The organism is Chitinophaga sp., from assembly GCF_039596135.1.
Taxonomy (GTDB): Bacteria; Bacteroidota; Bacteroidia; order Chitinophagales; family Chitinophagaceae; genus Chitinophaga.
In genome coordinates this window covers 1-20,303 of record NZ_JBCNKH010000020.1, presented here as the reverse complement: position 1 = coordinate 20,303, position 20,303 = coordinate 1, and the positions used below count along the sequence as shown (strand labels likewise).

The 20,303-nt window shown below is 44.4% G+C and carries 18 protein-coding genes; 12 read left to right on the top strand and 6 right to left on the bottom strand.

Features of this window, described 5'->3' with window-relative positions:
- Positions 1-12 precede the first annotated feature (12 nt).
- The 5 genes from ABDW16_RS14010 (at position 13) to ABDW16_RS13990 (ending at position 6,988) form a co-directional block, all read left to right on the top strand.
- Positions 13-3,009 (top strand): SusC/RagA family TonB-linked outer membrane protein, encoded by a 2,997-nt coding sequence (locus tag ABDW16_RS14010; protein ID WP_343670514.1) that lies wholly within the window; start codon positions 13-15, stop codon positions 3,007-3,009.
- A 14-nt stretch (positions 3,010-3,023) separates the two neighbouring features.
- Positions 3,024-4,532, top strand: a complete 1,509-nt coding sequence (locus ABDW16_RS14005) for a RagB/SusD family nutrient uptake outer membrane protein (protein WP_343670513.1) — start codon at positions 3,024-3,026, stop codon at positions 4,530-4,532.
- Between the two features lie 44 nt (positions 4,533-4,576).
- On the top strand, positions 4,577-5,545 hold the full coding sequence (locus ABDW16_RS14000) for a tartrate-resistant acid phosphatase type 5 family protein (RefSeq protein WP_343670512.1): 969 nt from the start codon (positions 4,577-4,579) through the stop codon (positions 5,543-5,545).
- 85 nt (positions 5,546-5,630) lie between these two features.
- On the top strand, positions 5,631-6,146 hold the full coding sequence (msrB, locus tag ABDW16_RS13995; protein ID WP_343670511.1) for a peptide-methionine (R)-S-oxide reductase MsrB: 516 nt from the start codon (positions 5,631-5,633) through the stop codon (positions 6,144-6,146).
- 161 nt (positions 6,147-6,307) lie between these two features.
- A complete protein-coding gene (locus ABDW16_RS13990; RefSeq protein ID WP_343670510.1) occupies positions 6,308-6,988 on the top strand; it encodes a hypothetical protein in 681 nt (226 codons plus the stop codon).
- Between the two features lie 23 nt (positions 6,989-7,011).
- On the opposite strand, the gene ABDW16_RS13985 is transcribed toward ABDW16_RS13990, so the two are convergent.
- Positions 7,012-8,514, bottom strand: a complete 1,503-nt coding sequence (locus ABDW16_RS13985; RefSeq protein WP_343670509.1) for a glycoside hydrolase family 28 protein — start codon at positions 8,512-8,514, stop codon at positions 7,012-7,014.
- A 328-nt stretch (positions 8,515-8,842) separates the two neighbouring features.
- A complete protein-coding gene (locus ABDW16_RS13980; protein WP_343670508.1) occupies positions 8,843-9,898 on the bottom strand; it encodes a histidine kinase in 1,056 nt (351 codons plus the stop codon).
- Positions 9,899-10,084: 186 nt separating this feature from the next.
- Between ABDW16_RS13980 and ABDW16_RS13975 the strand changes: the two genes are divergently transcribed.
- Both ABDW16_RS13975 and ABDW16_RS13970 read left to right on the top strand, forming a co-directional pair.
- The gene (locus ABDW16_RS13975; RefSeq protein ID WP_343670507.1) at positions 10,085-12,445 is read left to right on the top strand and encodes an outer membrane beta-barrel protein; all 2,361 of its coding nucleotides are present in this window, start codon (positions 10,085-10,087) and stop codon (positions 12,443-12,445) included.
- A gap of 25 nt (positions 12,446-12,470) precedes the next feature.
- The gene (locus ABDW16_RS13970) at positions 12,471-13,175 is read left to right on the top strand and encodes a hypothetical protein (protein WP_343670506.1); all 705 of its coding nucleotides are present in this window, start codon (positions 12,471-12,473) and stop codon (positions 13,173-13,175) included.
- A 194-nt stretch (positions 13,176-13,369) separates the two neighbouring features.
- Here ABDW16_RS13970 and ABDW16_RS13965 read toward each other — a convergent pair whose 3' ends face one another.
- The 4 genes from ABDW16_RS13965 to ABDW16_RS13950 all read right to left on the bottom strand — a co-directional run bounded on the left by ABDW16_RS13965 (position 13,370) and on the right by ABDW16_RS13950 (position 16,954).
- Positions 13,370-14,050 carry a pirin family protein gene (locus ABDW16_RS13965; RefSeq protein WP_343670505.1) on the bottom strand — a complete coding sequence of 227 codons (681 nt, stop codon included), beginning with the start codon at positions 14,048-14,050 and terminating at the stop codon, positions 13,370-13,372.
- On the bottom strand, positions 14,047-14,541 hold the full coding sequence (locus ABDW16_RS13960; protein WP_343670504.1) for a hypothetical protein: 495 nt from the start codon (positions 14,539-14,541) through the stop codon (positions 14,047-14,049). The genes ABDW16_RS13965 and ABDW16_RS13960 overlap by 4 nt, the downstream gene beginning before the upstream one ends.
- 49 nt (positions 14,542-14,590) lie before the next feature.
- Positions 14,591-15,340 (bottom strand): intradiol ring-cleavage dioxygenase, encoded by a 750-nt coding sequence (locus ABDW16_RS13955; protein ID WP_343670503.1) that lies wholly within the window; start codon positions 15,338-15,340, stop codon positions 14,591-14,593.
- 189 nt (positions 15,341-15,529) lie between these two features.
- Positions 15,530-16,954: a membrane dipeptidase gene (locus ABDW16_RS13950; protein ID WP_343670502.1), complete on the bottom strand. Its 1,425-nt coding sequence runs from the start codon at positions 16,952-16,954 to the stop codon at positions 15,530-15,532.
- Positions 16,955-17,284: 330 nt separating this feature from the next.
- On the opposite strand from ABDW16_RS13950, the gene ABDW16_RS13945 reads away from it, so the two are divergent.
- The 5 genes from ABDW16_RS13945 to ABDW16_RS13925 form a co-directional block, all read left to right on the top strand.
- Positions 17,285-17,587 (top strand): hypothetical protein, encoded by a 303-nt coding sequence (locus ABDW16_RS13945; RefSeq protein WP_343670501.1) that lies wholly within the window; start codon positions 17,285-17,287, stop codon positions 17,585-17,587.
- Between the two features lie 18 nt (positions 17,588-17,605).
- Positions 17,606-18,076, top strand: a complete 471-nt coding sequence (locus ABDW16_RS13940; RefSeq protein WP_343670500.1) for a DNA starvation/stationary phase protection protein — start codon at positions 17,606-17,608, stop codon at positions 18,074-18,076.
- A gap of 205 nt (positions 18,077-18,281) precedes the next feature.
- Entirely contained in the window at positions 18,282-18,638 is a 357-nt protein-coding gene (locus ABDW16_RS13935; protein WP_343670499.1) for a hypothetical protein, read from the top strand.
- Between the two features lie 44 nt (positions 18,639-18,682).
- Entirely contained in the window at positions 18,683-19,525 is an 843-nt protein-coding gene (locus ABDW16_RS13930) for an NAD(P)-dependent oxidoreductase (protein WP_343670497.1), read from the top strand.
- A 127-nt stretch (positions 19,526-19,652) separates the two neighbouring features.
- On the top strand, positions 19,653-20,303 hold a 651-nt coding region (locus ABDW16_RS13925), incomplete at its 3' end, for a hypothetical protein (RefSeq protein ID WP_343670496.1).

The window sequence follows — 20,303 nt, the reverse complement described above, 5'->3', positions numbered from 1 at the left end:
ATACAGAATAACATGACATTTAGAGGAAAAAGATCGTTTCCGCAACATGCGGTGCTGCTCTTATTTGCCGTATTGCTGCATTTAAAAGTTTTTGCCCAAACGGGGGACATCAAAGGTTTGATCAGAACGGAAAAGGGAGAACCCCTGCCCGGTGCTACCGTCATCCTGACCCGTAATGCTTCTTCATTTTCCAAAGTAACGCGCACAGATTCTATTGGATTATTCCGCTTTTCAAAAGTACCTGCTGATACCGGGTATGTGATCAAAGCGAGTTACATTGGCTATACCACGCATGTAAGCGAACGCTATAGCGTGAAGCCCAATGACCAGTTGTCTCTAGCATTCAAGATGCAGGAAAACAATGGTCAGCTCAGCGACGTAGTGGTAATTGGTTATGGTAGCAGAAGCCGTAGCGAAATGGTGGGTGCGGTGACCACTGTGAAGAAAGAAGATTTCAACGTAGGTGTATATAGCGATCCCGTGCAGATGCTGCAAGGTAAAGTAGCAGGCTTAAATATTTCAAGAAGTGGCAACCCAAATGAAAATGCAGCGGTGATTTTGCGTGGTCCATCTTCTTTCAGATCGGGCACAGATGCCTATGAACCCTTTTATGTGATTGATGGTGTACCGGGTGCATCTATTTATAGTGTAGCTCCCGGCGATATTGAAAGCATGGAAGTATTAAAAGATGCGGTGTCTACTTCTATTTACGGTTCCCGCGCGGCAAATGGTGTAATCATCATTACTACCCGCAAGGTGCGCGCCGGTCAGTCACACCTTTCTTATAGTACCTATGGTGCGGTAGAAAGAATTTCCAATACCATTAAAATGGCTTCTGCTCCCCAGCTGCGTTCTTACCTGGCTGCAAATAATGTGGCGATCGATGCGATCAATGATGATGGTGTGAGCAATACTGACTGGCAGAAAGAAGTAACCCGTACCGGTTTCTCTCACAATCATAATCTGGCTTTTAGCGGTAGCAATCAGCACTCTACTTATGGCGTGAGTGTGAACTACCTGAACAATGAAGGTATTATCAAGGGCTCTGCTATGGATCGCCTGGTGATTCGTACCAATGTGCAGCACCGCGCTTTTAACGATCGCCTGAAACTGGATATGAATGTGACCAACAGTATTACTAATGGTAAACAGATTCCCAGCCAGGTGCTAAGCAACATGCTGACTTATATGCCTACTGTACCCGTAAAAAATGCTGATGGTAGTTATTATGAAGACAGAACCCGTACCACTGGTACCGGTGGCTATTACAACCCGGTGGCATTGATCAATGATAATACCATTCACAGTAAGTCAAATATCCTGTTGGTAAATGGTATTGCGACTGTGAATATCCTGAAAGGACTGGACTTTACGACGTCTGTTTCTTATCAGAAACAGCGCAATGATACAGATCTGTATTATAACAGTTCTTCTATGCTGGCACAGGAGTATACAGGATATGCGCAGCGTACCAATGTGTCAAATACTAAAAAAGTACTGGAATCATTTGCTACTTATGAAAGAAGATTCGATAAGCACGGCATTAAATTGCTGGGTGGTTATAGCTGGCAGGAAGATCGTAATGGCGATGGTTACCAGGTGAGTGGTTATGACTTTGTATCTGATGACCTGAAGTGGAATAACCTGGGTCAAGGAAATGGTACCACTGTGAATTATGGAGATATCTATGTATCTACCTTAAGATTGATTTCTTTTTACGGCAGGGCCTTTTATGATTATGATGGTCGCTTCCTGTTCCAGGGGTCTTTGCGTCGTGATGGTTCTTCTGCATTTGGTACGAATAATCGCTGGGGATATTTCCCCTCTGCATCTGTGGGTTGGAATATCCACAATGAACGCTTTATGAAGGGCGTGAATTTTGTGAATGTACTGAAGGTGCGTGCTGGTTATGGTGTGGTGGGCAACTCTACCGGTTTCAATGCCTATACTTCCCGTTTGATTTATGGTAGTGGTTCTTCTTACTTCTATTACAATGGTGAATGGATCAATTCCCTGACGCCTATACAGAATGATAACCCCGATCTGAAATGGGAGCGTACTGCTACCATGAACGTAGGTGTGGATTTCGTATTGTTCAATAACAAACTGAGTGGTAGTGTGGATGTGTACGATAAGCGCACCACTGATCTGATTGGTGATTACACCGTATCTACCACACAATATCCTTACAGCACCATGACGGCAAATGTAGGCGCCATGAGTAATAAGGGTATTGAACTGGCGCTGAGCACTACACCTGTAAGGACGGGTAAGTTCAGCTGGACATCGTCTGTGACCCTTGCACACAATGTGAATAAAATTACTTCTATCTCCAACGACCTGTTTAGTGCATCGCAGTTTTACACGGCTGCATTCAGTGCCCGTGGACAATCGGGTATAAGTGGTTACCAGGTCATTAAAGCAGGAAAGCCATTAGGGTCTTTCTATACCCTGCAGTATGCAGGGAAGAATGCAGATGGTAAGTCTACTTTCGTAGCTGCAGATGGTACGGTTTCTACAGATAGTACTGCTTTTACCAATTTCCGTGTCACTGGTTCTGCACAACCTAAGTTAATCTATGGCTGGAACAATACCTTCCGCTATGGCCAGTTTGACCTCAACATCTTTGTACGCGGGGTATATGGCAACCAGATCCTGAATGCCACCCGTGCTGATATGAATGCACCTATTTATGCCAATACCACCAATGTGCCCGTAAGCACATTATCTGAATCTATCAAGGACGATAAGGATCATTTTATCTCCAGCCGTTATGTAGAGAGTGGTTCTTACCTGCGACTGGACAATGCGACATTGGGGTATTCATTTGCTACTAAGAAGAACTATCAGCTGCGGGTGTATGCTACAGGCAATAACCTGTTCATCATCACAAAGTACAAAGGTATAGATCCGGAAATCAATGTGTCTGGTCAGACACCTGGTATTGACAACCGTAGTTACTATCCTAAAACCCGTACGTTCCTGCTGGGATTGAATGTTACATTTTAAAATTACACTGAAGAATGAAAGCATTATTATATATCGCTATTTCCGCCACGCTGCTGATGGCAGCAGCAGGATGTACCAACCTGGATGTGCCTGTTGAATCACAACTGACCACTATTCCAAATACACAGCAAGGCTATGTGGCGGCGACTGGTTCTGTATACCAAAAGATGTCAAGTCAGTCCTTTGCGGTTGACTTCTGGAGAGTGATTGAATTGTCTACTGATGAGGCGATGATTCCAAACAGGAATGGTAGCTATTATGACAATGGCAGTTACATCAAGCTGCACAAACATACCTGGACATCTTCTGACCTGGATGCACCATGGAACTGGGGATATAGTGGTGTCTCTGAGTGTAACAGGGTATTGAACCTGTTGTCTAAAGCAGATTCCAGCGCACTGCGTACCCAGTTTACGGCAGAGATCCGTACCATGCGTGCATTGTTTTACTTTTATATGATGGACCTGTATGGCAATGTGCCGATCACCACTTATGGTAGTACAGAAAGTCCTACCCAGTCTACCCGCGCAGAAGTATTTAACTATATCGAAAGTGAATTGCTGGCGGCGGTGCCGGGATTGGGTGCGCCTGCTACTGTGACACTGGAATATTATGGACGTCCTACTTTGTGGATGGCCTATGCATTGCTGCAGAAGTTGTACCTGAATGCAGAATATTATACCGGTACGGCAAGGTATGATGATGCGATCACTTATGGGAATAAGATTATGAGCGAATCAGGTTTGTCGCTGGAAAAGAGTTATATGGATTTGTTCAGACCAGATAATACAGCGAACAATGAAACCATCTTTGTCGCGGTATTTGATGCTAATAAAGCACAGGGAAATTATTTTACCCGTTATACCCTGCATAGTACATTGAAGGCCAAATATGGGCTTAATTTCAGTCCTAGCAATGCCATGTGTACTTCGCCAGAGTTCTTTGATCTGTTTAGCCTGGAAGGGGATGCGAGGGATACTACCTGGCTATCAGGTCTGCAATATGATTTTGCAGGCAATGCGGTAAAGAATGGTAGTTATCAGCTGAACCTGACCCGTGAAATTACATTGACAGATGCAGCGACGATGAATGTGGGCGCAGAGGTGAATGGTGTTTCCTGTGGTGCAAGGTCTGTCAAGTTTTATCCTGATCCGAATGCCGTGAGCCGTTATCAGAATAATGATATTCCTGTATTGCGACTGGCGGATGTATACCTGATGCAGGCGGAAGCATTGTTGCGGAATGGAGGTAGTACTACTACAGCGGTAGAGTTGTTTAATAAAGTACGTGCCAGGGTGAGTGCACCGACAGTGACATCGCTCTCGCTGCAGGATATATTGGATGAGAGAGGTCGTGAGCTGGCGTGGGAAGGTTGGAGAAGGAATGACCTGATCCGTTTTGGTAAGTGGGAAGGTGCGTGGGGTTTTAAGACAGGAGGAGAAGGTACTTTCAGAAGATTGTTCCCGATTCCGGCTACTGAGATGGTGTTGAATGGAAATTTAGTGCAGAACACAGGATATTGATTTGTGAATGCCGCAGGCCATATGGCCTGCGGCAAATTTTTAGTATGAAAAGAAGAACGTTTTTTAAACAGACAGCTTTTAGTGTATTAAGTACTTCAGTGCTTTCGTCTTTAAGCGCTTACGCAGAACCAACCAGATCAGAAGACCCCTACCCTTTACAATTCCTCGCTATTGGCGACTGGGGCCGAAATGGTGCCGATCATCAGTTGCACGTAGCCCGCCAGATGGGTAAGTGGGCAACCGAACACCCCAATCAGTTTATTATTTCCACAGGTGATAACTTCTACCCCGCCGGGGTCATTAGTGAGCATGATCCTTTGTTCCACTATTCTTTTGAAAACGTCTATACAGATTTTTCGCTTCAATGGGACTGGTACCCGATCCTGGGCAATCATGATTATAAGTCTGACCCTGATGCCCAGGTACGATACACCAACATCAGCCGTCGCTGGAAGATGCCGGCACGTTATTATTCCAAAGAGTTCTCTTTAGGCAAAGACGGCAAGGTATTGATACTCTTTATAGATACCAACCCCATGCTGCCAGCGTTCTATGACAACCCTGAATATGGGCCGCATGTAAAAGGGCAGCACCCGGAGAAACAACTGGAATGGATTAACCAAACCCTGGCTACTGCTGACAAAGATGTGCGGTGGAAGATAGTAGTAGGTCATCATCCGATGTACACTGCTGGCCCACGTACTGCCAATTATGATACGTTGGGTATTCGTAAAGTGCTGGAGGAAACTTTAGAAAAGCATAAAGTGAATATATACCTTTCAGGTCATGATCATTCTCTCCAACACCTGAAAAGCAATGGAGTCACCCATCACCTCATCTCCGGTGCCGGTTCTGAAGTTACTCCTGTAAAGGATGGATTGCCTTATAGCCGTTTTCAGGCAGCAGATTATGGGTTCATGTACTTTTCCGTTGCAAAGGATAAACTGAATGTAAAGGTGATCAATTATGAAGGGAGGCAGCTCTATGAAACCTTAATTTTTCCCATTTCATAAACTTTTGTGAAAATGCTTTTTCGCTAAAATGTCATGCAATCTTATTTGGTCCGAATTTCGTTACTATAAGTATAATACTATAATAATGAGAAACGCATTATACCTGAGTGTGCTGCTCTGTATGCTTTTCAGTTGTACCGGCCGCGCTCAGCAAAGTAAAAACAAATCAGATATGCATAACCCATACTACTCGCGCACAGACACGACCCATTTGAACGTTAGCAATGCCGAATGGAAGAAGATCCTGCCGGCGGATTTATATGCCGTGGCCAGAGAACAGGCTACTGAAAGGGCTTTCACCGGTAAATACTGGGATGCAGATACCAAAGGTACTTACTACTGCGCCGTTTGCGGGAATAAGCTCTTCCGCTCAAACGCCAAGTTCGCCAGCAGCTGCGGTTGGCCAAGTTTCTTTGAAGCAGACCGTCCTAACAGTGTGATCTATAAAGAAGATAACTCCTACGGGATGCAACGCATCGAAGTGGAATGTGCAAGGTGTAACTCACATTTAGGCCACATTTTTGACGATGGTCCTCCACCTACCGGAAAGCGGTTTTGTATGAACTCCGTTTCCTTGGATTTTGAACCGGATGGTCACTGACAAATGGTCACTCCTGCCATCCACAAATAAAACAAAAACGCTTCTGCCTTTGGGTAGAAGCGTTTTTGTTTATAAATTTTCTTAATAAAAAGAAAAACTGATTGATAATCATTTTAATTTGAGAAAATGTAAATTGTCGGCTAGTTCGTAAAGCTATCCTAATGACGTCCAGAGAAGAATTACAATTAGCCATAGACCTTCAGCTCCGGGTAATACTGGAGAAATATCATTGTGTTCGCGGAAGTATCAGATTTCAGGCGCCGGCATTATTATCCATGAATGGGATCAGAACTGACGGAAAGCCGGTGTTGATATGGCCGACAGATAAGAAACTTAACTCCCTGGTATCTAAGTATGTATTTCAGGAGCCGGAACTGGGGGGATTAATCGTACAAGCTGACCTGGTCATGGACCAGTTTGTGTATAAGCAGGTAAGCAAGGGTCGCCTTCAACTGGAAACGCAGCAGGTGCAAAGGCAACGGGACCAGGAGGCGAAGGCCCAGCAGCAAAACTGGCGGCGCCTGTTGGAGAGCAGGACAGACACCTACGGGGTGGAACTGGCCGCACAGGTGGCGGATCGGTTGCAGACAATGAGTTTTGGATTTGGGCACCGGGATTATTGCGGCATGGGATTGGAATACCGGGGTGGGGCTTATTATTATGGTGGTTTGTGGGATGGAATGATGGACGACAAGGTGCAGGTATTCCCCTCCAAAGAGGAATTTGTGAGTTGGCTGGCGGGGCAATCAGATGCTTCTATGGCCAGGTTAAATGAGATAGATGCTTTTTATTGGGGGAACCAGACGGTGACGAGACAACGATTACAGGAATTTATTATATAAAAAAGAGGGTGTACGCCCTCTTTTTAGTATTTGGTCAGGGTTGGGTCATCCAATACCGCGTCCTTTACATTATTTAATATGATCAGCGGCTTAGAAGCTGCTTTGTTAATCTTCACTTTCTCTAATTTCAATCCATTTACATCATCAAATATGCAAGCTGTACGGAACTCCGCTCCTGTATAGCTCAGTTTTACATTTTTGAAAGTAATGCCATCGGCATGCCTCACATAAAAACCCCATGCCGGCAATTCCCTGAACATAGAGAATTCAGGATAGTCGCTGATAGCCTCCGGAATATGGTGTAATGAATCTACATTGATATTTGCGACCGCCATCCTGGATTTTTCCGCATAGGTAATATCTATATTTTCCAAAGTTACATCCTGGATATTGTGTCCGGGAATGCCATAGATACCTGCCGGGAAGGTATTGTGCTCGAATAATTCCCTTGGCCCTTCCATATTATACCCGGCATCTGGTTTGGTAGCCGGTATTTCTGCCTTTACATTGGCAATACGCACCTTGCTGAGGGTACCTGGTTCACGGCGTGCCTGGCGCTTGCCCAGGCGAAGGAAGATCGCGTTTCCGGTATTTTTTGCTGTGATATTGCTGATATCAATGTTTTCCACAATGCCACCATCTACTGTCTCAATCGCGATTGCAGAACGGAAGGTGTTGTATACATAGATATTTTTTACAGTAATGTTTTTAAATCCACCCCAGGAGGCAGTGCCCATTTTGAACCCGCTGGCGCTGGATCGTACTTTACAATTGGCGATGTAGATGTTCTCACAAAGTCCCGCGGTATCGTGCGATTTCAGGCAGATACCATCATCTGCTACGTCAAAGCTGCTGTTGGTGAGCTTTACATTTTTACAATCCACCAGGTCGATCCCGTCATTATTCAGGAAGGTATTGCTGATCACTTTAATGCTGTCGAAGACCATGTCTGTACAACTCAGATAGTCCTGTATCCAGCAGAGGCCATTTAAAATAGTGACATTTTTTACTGTTACATGCTGGCAATTTTTGAAGGCAATCAGCATGGGGCGGTTGTTTTCTTCAGGTCGCATTTGTCCCCATTCATTGTAGCGCTGCCATTCTTTGTCTTTCAGCGTGCCCTTTTTCAGCATGTCAAAAATGTCTTTCAGCAATAGTTCTCCCTGTCCATCGATCGTTCCTTTTCCGGTGATACCGATGTTGTGCTGGTTGTCTGCAACGATCAGGGCAGATGCTTTGTCAGGACCATAGTCTTTACGGCTGGTGGTAGCGAGGAGGAAGGCGTTGGGAGCCAGGTGGAGGGTAACCCCGGATTTCAATGCGATGACGCCGGTTACGAATTTACCGGCTGGTACGACTACAGTACCGCCGCCGGCAGCAGCTGCTTTGTCGATCGCTTCCTGGATAGCGGAGGTGTTGTCGGTATGGCCATCACCTTTGGCACCGTAGCTGGTGATGGGGAAGTTCTTTTGTTGCGCAGATAGTTGAAAACAGTTTAAACATAACAGGAGCATCAATACCCTCATATCTTGTTGGTTTTAAATGTCAACAAGATAATAGATTTTGCGAAAAAACCGCTTCTGCCTTCGGCAAAAGCGGTCTTTTTCAGGAGGGGGAGTTGCCTGCAGCAGGCTTTGGGATAAAGATTACTGCTTTTGCAGGCATACACTATAAGGCAGGTCTTACCCTGTAAAAAGGGATCATTCCTTGAATAGAAACTTTTGCAGGCGCGGTTTTCGTGGGTGTTGGTCCCTCTTTTGCGTATACGACCGGGCCGGCGGCAACAGCCACTTTGTCCTGTAATTCCTGTATTTGTGGATGGGGATATATTAGTGCTGCTTCTAAACAGGCCGTTTAAATTGCAAGTGGGAGTGTCTCCGTTGCATTATAGGCGTCAGCATTGAGCTGTAGCTGGATGGTGAAGTTATCTGTGTTTGGTATGATGATGAGCGTATATTGGCCTGGATATAACAGATCCAGTCTTCTTTTTACATTCTGCAACCCTATGCCGCTATATTGACTATATTCCTTGTCAGTTGTGCTATTGCTGACAGTGAATAGCAATTGTTCTCCTTCTGTTTCCAGGTGAATATTAATCCAGTTAGCATCCTGACCTGATACATGCTTGAAGGCATTTTCAATAAATGTCATCAGTATAAAAGGTGCAATAGAAAGATGCGAAACAGGGTTGTTAGTGAAATGTACCTGGATGCGTGTGCTTTTATTCTGCCTTAATTTTTCCAGTTCTATAAAGTTTTCCAGGAAGGAAATTTCTTTGTCGAGTGGAATGTGGTGATCATTGCATTCGTACAATTGGTGGCGCAGTAACTCTGAGAATTTAGCCAGTGAGGCGCTGGCAACATCCGGGTTTTTATGGATCAGGAAGAAAATAGAATTAATGCTATTGAACAGGAAATGTGGATTGAACTGATTGCGCAGAAATCTCAGCTCTGTTTCCAGTTTTTCTTTTTCTAATAATTGCTGACGTTCCTTTGTCTGCATCCAGTGTTTGGCCAGTTTGATACTCATAGCCAGGGTCATACTTGCGATGGTACCTGGCAGGGCTTTGCCTACAAATCCAAAGAAGCAGAGATCATCCGGGGTTGGAATCAGATAATATCCACCTACTATACAGAGGGTGGCTGCCACCAGTGTGAGCAACAGGTAGCCTATATAAGCCTGGTATTTCCCTTTCTGGAGGAATTGAGGAATGAGGTAATACAGGTTGAAGTACACCGCTACTGCCTGAAACACGACATAGAAGGCAAATTCTACGGCAGAAGGTGTGAACAGGATAGTATTGGCAGCTCTCAGCGGATCGCCATAAGACACTACCCACCAGGCATAGTGATACATGACCCAGAATGGCAGGTGGTAGAGCTTGTAACGAAATAACCAATGTTTTTCCATGTTCCTAATTTACAACAATACTATGTGGTGGATGATATAATTATATGAAATGACCCGGATAAATGGTCAAATGCACCTGGTTGTATATAAACGGGTGTGGGGTATTTCATCAATTATTTACGACGGGTGGTCATATGCTTTTTTCCAGGGAAAGGAATTTAAATTCTTTTGTTGAAAACATGCATTATGAAACGCCTTTTTCTAATTTCCTATATCATCGCAATTTGCTCGCCAGCCGTGGCGCAGGTCAGTGGCAAACTACAGGATGTGCAAGGGGCGCCGGTTCCTTTTGCAAATGTCATTTTATTAAAAGCTGCAGACAGCAGTATTTTTAAGGGAGCAGTCGCTGATGAACAGGGCAGTTTTCAGATCGCGGATGTGCCGGTGGGCCAGTATGTGCTCAGGGTAAATGCTATTGGGTACGAGGTGCTGCATATACCTTTGAATGGGGCTAAAAATATAGGCGTACAGGTATTGCAAACCAGTCGTCGGCAGTTGGGGGAAGTAGTGGTGCGTGGTACTAAGCCGCTTTATCAACAACAGGAACAGGGGATGGTAGTGAATGTGGAAAGTAGCATACTGTCCAAAGGCAGCGCGGCATTGGAAGTATTGGAACGTGCACCGGGTATCATCATTGATCATAGAAATAATAGTATCTCCATGAATGGAAAGAGTGGTGTAATGGTAATGCTGAATGGGAAACTATTGCGTATGCCTGTTACACAGGTAGTGGAACTACTGAGGGGCATGCGGGCCGATGATGTGGAAAAGATTGAACTGCTCACTACACCGGGAGTGAGCTATGATGCAGAGGGCGATGGGGGGATCATCAATATTGTTTTAAAGAAGAATAGTAGTATAGGGTTGAATGGAAGTGTCAGCGCCACTGCTGGTTATGGCTGGGGTGAGAAAGCAGGTACAAGTGTGCAAATGGGATATAACAAATGGTATGGATCTTACAGCTATAATCATAACAGGAGTAATGCAGACTGGCATGCCGTTGGTACTGCTCAGGAACCTTTGTATGGCGGGCTGACCTATTCTGATGTAACAGGTGTGATGCAGCCTGTGGAAAACAGTCATACAGCCCGGGTGGGATTTGATTCCAGGCATATGGGGGCTAGCCTGCTATATGGATATAGTCATACGCATTTTCATAATATCAATAGTGGGATGTTCAATGTATTGCCGGATTCTATATTATACAATCATGTAGATGTAAATGAATACATGAAATGGAAAAATATGATTGCTGATTTCTATGTGGAGGGAAAGCACCTGAATCTAAGTCTGGATTACCTGCGATATACTATGGACCGCCCCAGCAAAGCCCTGAATTCATTTGTAAATTTAAAAGGAGAAGAGATAGGGAATAATGATACCTTGTTTGCACCTGTACAGGAAGGTTATGCACATACTTTGATACAGGTAGGTGTGATGACGCTGGATTATAAAAAGCAGCTCAATGATAAATTGAAATTTGAAGCGGGTGTGAAGGGTAGTTATAATCGTACCCAGAGCGCATCGGGTATTAAGAGCCTGGTAGAAGGTGAATATGTAACCGGAAAGGATGCAGCAGATGATGGTGTGATGAGAGAAGTGATCGGGGCCGGGTATGCTTCTCTTAAATGGCAGATGGATTCCGCTACAGCACTGACTGTAGGCAGCAGGTATGAATATGCTGATACACGGTTGACCACTGAGCGCAAGATGGGAAAATTGTTTCCGGCCATTGCTTTTAATAAATCATTTCCCGGTGGGCATGAATTGTTTCTGACTTATAATAAGCGTATCACCAGGCCCGCTTATACAGACCTGGCTTCTTTTAAATCTTATACAGGACCTAATTCTTATGCATCGGGTAATCCTTCATTGATACCTACGATTACGAATATTTTTAAAATAGGTTACAATTATAAAGGGTATTCATTTTCGCTCCTGGCCAGCAGGGATGATCATCCTATAGTGCGCTGGCAGATGACTGAGACGCCGGATAGTACTGTGTTGATTGTGTCTTCGCAGAATATGTTGTGGCAAAATAACCTGGTGTTTCAGGCGAGTATACCGGTGCAGGTGACTGACTGGTGGAGTATGAATTACAGCTTGCTGGCGGCTTACCGGCAGTTTAAACTGGTTTATACACGTAAGCCGGCGGAGAAAGGGTACTTTACGGGGAGTTTGAATTTCAGTGAGCAGTTTAAGTTTCAAAAGGGATGGTCAGGGGAATTGTCTGGTTTTTATTGGGGCCCTTCTTATGATGGGTCCAAGAAGGTGGGTAGTTTTTGGGAAGCGAATGTGGGCGTGAAAAAAGAGATCGGTAAGGGTACTTTACAATTTGCGGTGGAAGATATATTGGCCAACATGCATATTCCGTTTTCTTTTGGCAAGTTGACGGAAGAAGCGCATGATTTAAAAACAAATGTGGTGTATAGTGCGGAGTCCAGTTATTTTCCTGTGATGAAACTCACTTATTTCAGGGCATTTGGTGGAGGGAAGCAGAGCCATAAGGAGAGTGGTGCAAAGGAAGAGCGGGAAAGGATCAATTAAAATAAAGTATTATTTTTGCTGTACTATGACAGCGTATCAAACCTACCGGATTTTCGAGTCACGTGAAGAGGCTGTTGCTATGCAGGCCTTATTATCGAAAAACGGCATCCCTAATTCTATGGACGAACGTCAGGCCACCTACGACACTGTATTCGTTGGTGTTTTGAATAACCAGCAATATTTCGTCAAAATCCCGCAAGACAAATTTCTGGCTGCCAATGCAGTACTGGAAGCTGCAGTAGACCTCAATACACTGGAGGTAGAGGATGACTATTACCTGTTGTCGTTTACAGACCAGGAATTGCTGGACTTAGTGAAGAAGAAGGATGAGTGGGGGGAATTTGATTATGCGCTTGCAAAGAAACTATTGGCGGAAAGAGGTATTTCATTGAACACTTCAGACCTGAAGGTGATGGAGGAAGAAAGGGTACAGGAATTGAAAGTAATGAAAAAGGCCGGTCTTGCGCTGATCATTGGTGGATATTTGATGGCTTTCATACACACATTTGCAGCCTTTGCAATTGGACTTTACCTGGTCACTGCTTTCAGGAGAATGCCTGATGGTACGACTGTGCCAAAATATAATACCCGCGCGCGCTTTCATGGTGACATTATTGCTATTTTGAGTGTAGGTTTATTCGCGAGCTATTTTGCATACCAGATACTCCATGATATGCCTGCTAGTCCTGCCAGAACACTATTCATGGGTTTCGTATATATATTTTTTTAGCACCTTACGACTATCACAGTCCCTGCTGATCCGCATCATCAGTCAGTGATAAACAATATTTTATCTTAGTGATAACATTCTTCTAATGCTATAGGGTAGGAAATAGGTATGCGTAAACAAGGCCTCCTTATTAAAGATGGTAAATTGGAAGAGTGATGAAAATGCGGCCCCGGACTGATTACCCGGGGCTTTTTTTACATAGCGATTTCCAGCAGTAGAATGATGGCATCGCTGGATAATGCCTCCATTTCTACCTCCTCTACTTCCCACAATCCCAGGCCATCGCCATTATGCAGCAACCTGTACTGCACTTCAAAAGCCCCTTCTATATTAAATACGAATACACCTTTCTGCTTATCTTTTAGTTGATATACGCCTTCTGCCCTGCCATTGAATTTTCCAATAGACAATGTATAGGTGTCGTTACTGACTAATGTGTTCAGCTGATCTTTGTGGCTGAGATCGAAAGTGGTCAATGTAGCTGACGTTGCCACCGGGGTTTTGATCCACAGTTGCAGGAACTTCACTAAGTCATTTTCGTATGGATTACGTACTTCGAATGCATGACCGGGTGTGAGGTGTAAGACCTGTACCTGACCGGCTTCCAGCAGACCTCTATGCCCACCGTCAGTAGAGAACGTGATGGTACCCACTATTGGTAGCAGGATAATATCAGAAGGGGTTTCTACTTCCATACGAAAGCCTTTGCCACCAGCCAATACATCTTCGTTCAGTACATACAGTGCACCAAATGGTTGTTTGTGTTCATTGAAATACCTGCCGAAGTTGAATGTATTGTATGTACGGAACCACGGCATTTCGTTGTAGCCGCGTTCATCAGACAGGTACATTTTTCCTTTTGATTGTGGTATCATGATTGAATAGAATAAATGCTCAGGAATGGTTGCAGGGTGAACATCTCTGTGAGTGTTTCACCATTCTCCGGTTCGTTGTTAATAGTGACCAGCAGCTGATTGCCGATGGTATCGTGCCAGATGAGTGGTTCGGAAATGAAGTTCACAGCTACCTGGTGTTTGTTCTTATTTGTGATATCGGAGTTGACGATTTCGAACTTGAAATTTCTGAATGGTAAAAATGTTTTGCCAATGCTGTTGGTGATATCAGGTACTTTGCCATTCAGTTGTTTGAGGTAGCCAATGATTGCAGGTGTAACGAGAAAGTGAATCCGGTCTGCATTTGGTACATTGGCCATGAGTTCAGCGAAAGTGTTGTATTTCTTTTCAGGATTGAATGTTTGTGCCTGCAGCAGGTATTCATACCATGAACCTTCGAACAGTAGCTGGTCCCATGGTTTGGTGCTGGATGCATCGATGAGTTTGCGATATATGAGGCGAATGGTCTTCATTGTTACTGTAGTTATGAGGGCCGCTGGTGTAGCGACCCTCACTATGAATTTATGCTGCAACGTAGATAGTGTGCGTCAGTGTATAGCCGGCCGATACACTACCTGTTACGGTAGCGAGTTCACTATCCAGGGAGTCTTTAAATACTGAATCAGCTGAATTTGCGGTGTCCTGGGTACCGTGATCTTTGTAGTCAGTAGCAGTGGTGTATACCGTGTTACATACATCAGTTGGGAAAGCAATCTGTGTGATGAGCAGAGAGGTACCGCTGCTATTGTACACATGCACATGAATGTGTGGCGCCCTGCTTGAATACCAGCCTGGGAAGATACTTGTGAAAGTAACTAATCCGCTGGAGTTGGTTGTCTGTCGTCCTCTCAGAAAGTGAGAAGAGGTATAGTCTACGCTGGAATAGCCACCACCGGGGTTTACTACATATTCAGAGTAGTAGCCTACAGCGGTACAATGCCATATATCTACCAGTGCACCGGAGAGTGCAGCACAACTGTTATTGGTGTTGGCGATGGTGATTTTCACGGTGAGTGGCACACCGGATTGTCCATCAACAATGTTACTTCTTACATAGGAAGATGGGCTTTTGGTAGGATATGGTCCTGCTGTTTCAGTGTCAGTAACAGTGCAGGAGGTAGTGGTACTACCAGTGGAGGTACTGTCGGTGGTAGTGCCGTCTGTACTGGTGGTTGTATCGGTATCCTTTCCGCAGGACGATACTGCCAGTGGGGCAACGGCTGCTAAACCTAAAGCAGCGAGGGTGTTTTTTAAGAAGATTTTTCTTTCCATGGCACGATGTTTAATTAAATATTTGCGTTGGTCGCTTATGTAAATGTATCTACAATCGTGATGGGAAGCGAGTTTTGTCGGTGAAGGATGGAATTGTTGCGGTAAATTAAAAGGGCTTTTTTACACTAAAAAAAAGTTGCCGGTTAAGATTAAACCTTGTGTTTCTTAACCGGTCTAAGGGGGATTTTATTAAAAATAAGTCTTTATAAATCGCAGTGCATTATCTGAAAAAATGCGGGTAATGATTTCGTGTGGAGAAATCTGATTGTAAGTTTGTAACACTGTGCGACCCCTGCCCTGCATATAATTATACGCATGTCTTTCAAGATAGTCTGCGAGAAAAGGAATTTCTTCTGCTGTCCAGAATGCATTTAATGGATTGATGATACCATCGAAGTCACTACCGATAGCGATATTGTTCCACGCGAACAGACCACGGGCATTGAGTAGTTCTGCAATGTGCTGTACCTGGTTCCAGAGTAGCGCAGAGCGGTAATGCATGATTTTATTCCGGAATAAGGAATGAGGTGTGTCGTGTAGTGTGGCAGTGCTGGCTATGCGGCGTTCATCGAGTTGTAGGCCGATGATGCCGTCGGTCTGTGCGAGGTAGTATATTTCATCGTCGTAGAAGTTGATGTCTTCCTGTAGTAATTTATACCCTGTTTCCAGGATGTCTACTACAGGTTCGTTCATAGAGCGCAGGCCATTGGCGGCGGCATGGCTCATGATGAGGGGGATGCGTTCGTTTCCTGATTTTAAGTAGTTGATATATTCACTACGGGAGCGTGCACTCATATGTTTGATGTCGATGAGTATGCGTTTGTTGTCTGAGTTGTCTAACAAGGTTTTGAGTACTTCCCATCCTAAATCAGTGAAGCCGGTATTGAGTCCTTTACTTTGGTCGGTGGCGTCAGCAATAATACCACTAAGGCTTTTGGCGTGCCCGCACAGGTGGTTCCAGAAGTGATGAGCGAAGGTGACAAAGAAGGGTTTGAATTCCCATTGTTTCAATTTGGCGGCGTGGGCGAGTACTTCGTCAGGATTGGGATCAGTTTCCAATCCTGTATTGAGTGTATGTAGTCCTTCGATAGTAAGCAGAAAGCAAATGGTGGTGATACCGTCGTTGAGGGATTGCCAGTATTCGATGTCGGTGTAGTTTTTTACGAGTACATAGCGGTATTTGCCCTGGATCACGGTGTTGTGTAACTGGCGGTAAAAGTCATATTCATCTTCCAGGTCGGCATAGTAGTCGGTGATCTGCTGAATGAAATTGATACGTTCTTTGCCGATGCCGAGGGCAAAATCATTGATTACGTCAGAGAGGCTGCCGGAGCCGAGTTTGTTGTTCACAAACCATTTTTCCAGTGGATACAGGGACGTACATACAATGAGGACATTGCCATAACCGAGGGCAGTGGCATTGGCTTGTGAGAATTTAGTCAGTCCCCCGATGTAGTTCAGTAGCTTATCGGTCAATGAGGGGGGATCATAATACCAAAGGCTATTGGGTTTTGAAGAATCGGGGCTGTTCCTGCGGGTAGGCGATACGCTAAAGCTCTTGCCAAAGGGTTTCAAAGCAGGATGGCAATGGAGGTCGATGTAGGGTGTTTCCATCTTTGAGGGATTTGGAAGGTAATAAAAGAGATGGATTTATTGGTGGGGTGGTAAATAAAGATAAGAAATTAGGGTGGACCCACGAAAAGTACAACAGATAATATGTTTTGTCAATTGACAGCAGGTGGTAAGGGAGTTAGCTTTGTTTGATTAAAAAAATGTTCATTCCTTCCTTTATTCATACAGTGGAGCTTGATTACAATTGGCCGTTTCTGTCAAGGAGCGGCCTTCTGTATTTGGACAAAAATGCTTAATATAGCGTACTGTCTGATAATATCCCCTGTTCCTAAGAAAGGTTGTTCGCTCACTTTATTATTAAATATGTAATTTATGGAACACCAATTGCACTACGATACTGTTTCCAATGCTATTGCCGCTTTGAGAAAAAGAGGTTTTACCGTTGATTTTAATCTTGAGGACAATTATATCGTATCGTCGCAGGGGAAGATTCATGTGGATGATTTCAGTATAGTAGATGTGTACAGGTATGAGGGGAATACGGATCCTTCGGACGAGGCAGCGGTATACGCCATTGAATCTACGAATGGGGTAAAGGGGGTACTGGTATCGGGTTATGGTCCTTCGGCAGATCCTTTGTCTACCGCAATGCTGGAAAAATTAAAGATTAAGTAAATTATAAACAATTTTCATATGAAAGCTAATATTGGAATCAGCGAAAAGAACACAAAAGCTGTTGCCCTTATCTTGAATCAATTACTGGCAGATGAACAGGTGTTATTTGCGAAGACCCGCAATTACCACTGGAATATTGAGAGTCCTAGTTTTATGGAGCTGCATAAGTTGTATGAAAGACTGTACACTGAGCTGGCAGAAACGATTGATGAGGTAGCGGAGCGTGTACGTAAGATTGGGCATTATGCCGAAGGCCGTTTGGCAGATTATCTGAAACTGGCTAATCTGCAGGAAGGGGATTATACGAATGACCAGAAAACACAGATTAAGAACCTGCTGGATGACCATGAAACGGTGATTCGTGAAGTGCGTAAGAATATTGAGAAGGTGGAGGAAGAGTATAAGGATACGGGTTCAGCAGATTTCCTGACCGGGGTGTTGAAAGAGCATGAGGAGTGGGCGTGGTTCCTGCGTTCTTATTTGAAATAATATTTATTAGCGACCGTTATAAAAAACGCTTTTGCTTTCAGGGCAAAGGCGTTTTTTTATGCCCCTCAGTTTGTGGAAAATTTACTCCATTAACTATATAATATTGTCTTTATTTTTTGCGAATCTTTGTTATTTGGTTAATATTATATCTAAATAAGCGCTGGTTTGAAAATTGGATTAATGCTGTTTTTTATACGTGTATGCCATGATTGAGTTACAGCAGATAAAGGAGCGAATAGCGGCAGAAAATTATCGCGATACGAACAGTTGTTTCGATCTGCGGTTGATGTTAATGGAAGCAGCATCACTACTCACCGCAAAGCAAATCTCCAATTTACACCAGGGCAGGGATCCTTACGTCTCAATGATCTTATTGCAGGCTTTTAGAAATTTAAAGCAATTTTACTTTGTACTGGAAAAAGCGAAGGAGGGAAACGTGGAGTGTTTTAACAACATAAAAGATGCAGTGGTAGCTGAACTGGCTAATTTAATGCATCGGTTTAAAGGAAATGTGTATCAGTTGCCAGAAGAAAATATTTCCGCATTGAAAATTGCTCAGTAACTTAATGCCGCAAACTTTTGCGGCAATTTTTTTAAACTGGAATTATGAAAATAGGATGGGCAGGACTCGGCAACATGGGGAAACCTATGGTGAGGAACCTGGTAAAGGCAGGCTTTGATGTGCAGGTATATAACCGCACTATATCTAAAGCCGAAGAATTTGCAAAAGAAACAGGTGTGAAGGTGGTTGCTACCCCTGCGGAACTTGTAAAGGATGTAGATTGTGTGATCACGATGGTATCTGACGATGCAGCATTGCAGGAGATCTGGGATCAGTTCCTGGCGGTGCCGTTACCTTCCGGATTGCTGGCGATTGATATGAGTACGGTGTCTCCGGATACTACGAAGGCAATGGCGGCCCGTATCAAAGAGAAAGGGATTGGTTACCTGGATGCACCTGTATCGGGTAGTGTAAAACCAGCGGAAGACCGTCAGCTGATTATCTTAGTGGGTGGTGCCGAGGCAGATTTTGAAAGGGCGAAGCCGGTATTTGATAGTTTGGGTAAGTCGGCTACGTTGCTGGGCGACAATGGTGCGGGTAACTATGCTAAACTGGCTATCAATGCGTTTTTGGGTATTACGGTACAGGGGTTGGCAGAGGCAGTGATCTTTGCGCAAAAACATGGTATAGGGCCTGACAAATTGTTGCCATTGATCAATGAAGGAGGAGTAGGCAGTGGTATTACCAGGATAAAGACCCCAGGGATCATCAATGAGAATTACGCACCTGCGTTTGCGCTGAAGTTGTTGGCGAAGGATATAAGGCTGGCGAGGGAGCAGGGAATGGATACGCCGGCAGGCGTGACATTGAGTGAGGCACTGAATGGAGCTGTGAAGGAGGGATTGGGTGATGAGGATATGATTGCGATATTAAAATATTTATCCTAAAGAAAAGGGCTGTCGGGTACGACAGCCTTTTTTAATAGTAGTACATAACTTATTGGCCCACATGTACATGTGGCAGGGTGAACAATTCTATTTCAGGGATGTTAACTTTGTCAAAACACCCCCTGATATGAAAACCTTTCGCTATTTGATGTTTATCGCTGTATTGGCCATTGCCTGTAAAACCACACGGAATAGTTATGGTAGCAATGAGCCGCTGGACAAAGTATATAACCGGTCCATTAACCAGGCGATGATTGCAGACACCACCAAAACAATCGACACGCTGCAGGCCATTACCACCGGCAACCCGGTATTACAATGGAAAACTATTAACGGACAGCAGTATTTGCTGATGGCGACTTTTATGAAGTATCCTAATAGTTTCCCTCCCGGAGATTCGATTAATAATAGTTGGGGCGAGATGTGGCTTTTTATACCCAACCAGATGAAGTACAGATTGGGGAATACTTTTTCACCTACGTCAGATACGTTGTTACGTTTGAGTCAGATGCTGGGATTACCGCCGGTGAATGGCAATAAATATATAGCACAGGTATGGGTGCCTGCGGGGAAGCTGTATCGTCCTGCGGGTAGTCCGGATGTGACGACGACACATGCGAGTCCGGTGTTGTCAGCAGGTGTGTCGGAGGAGTATAAGGCGTGGTTCAACGGGTATATTATATCTTCTTATTTTCAGCCGCTGGCGCCGGGAGGCGCGCACTATCCATGGACGAGGATGGGATATACGTATGATTGGAACCCGAGGGTGGGCGCAATC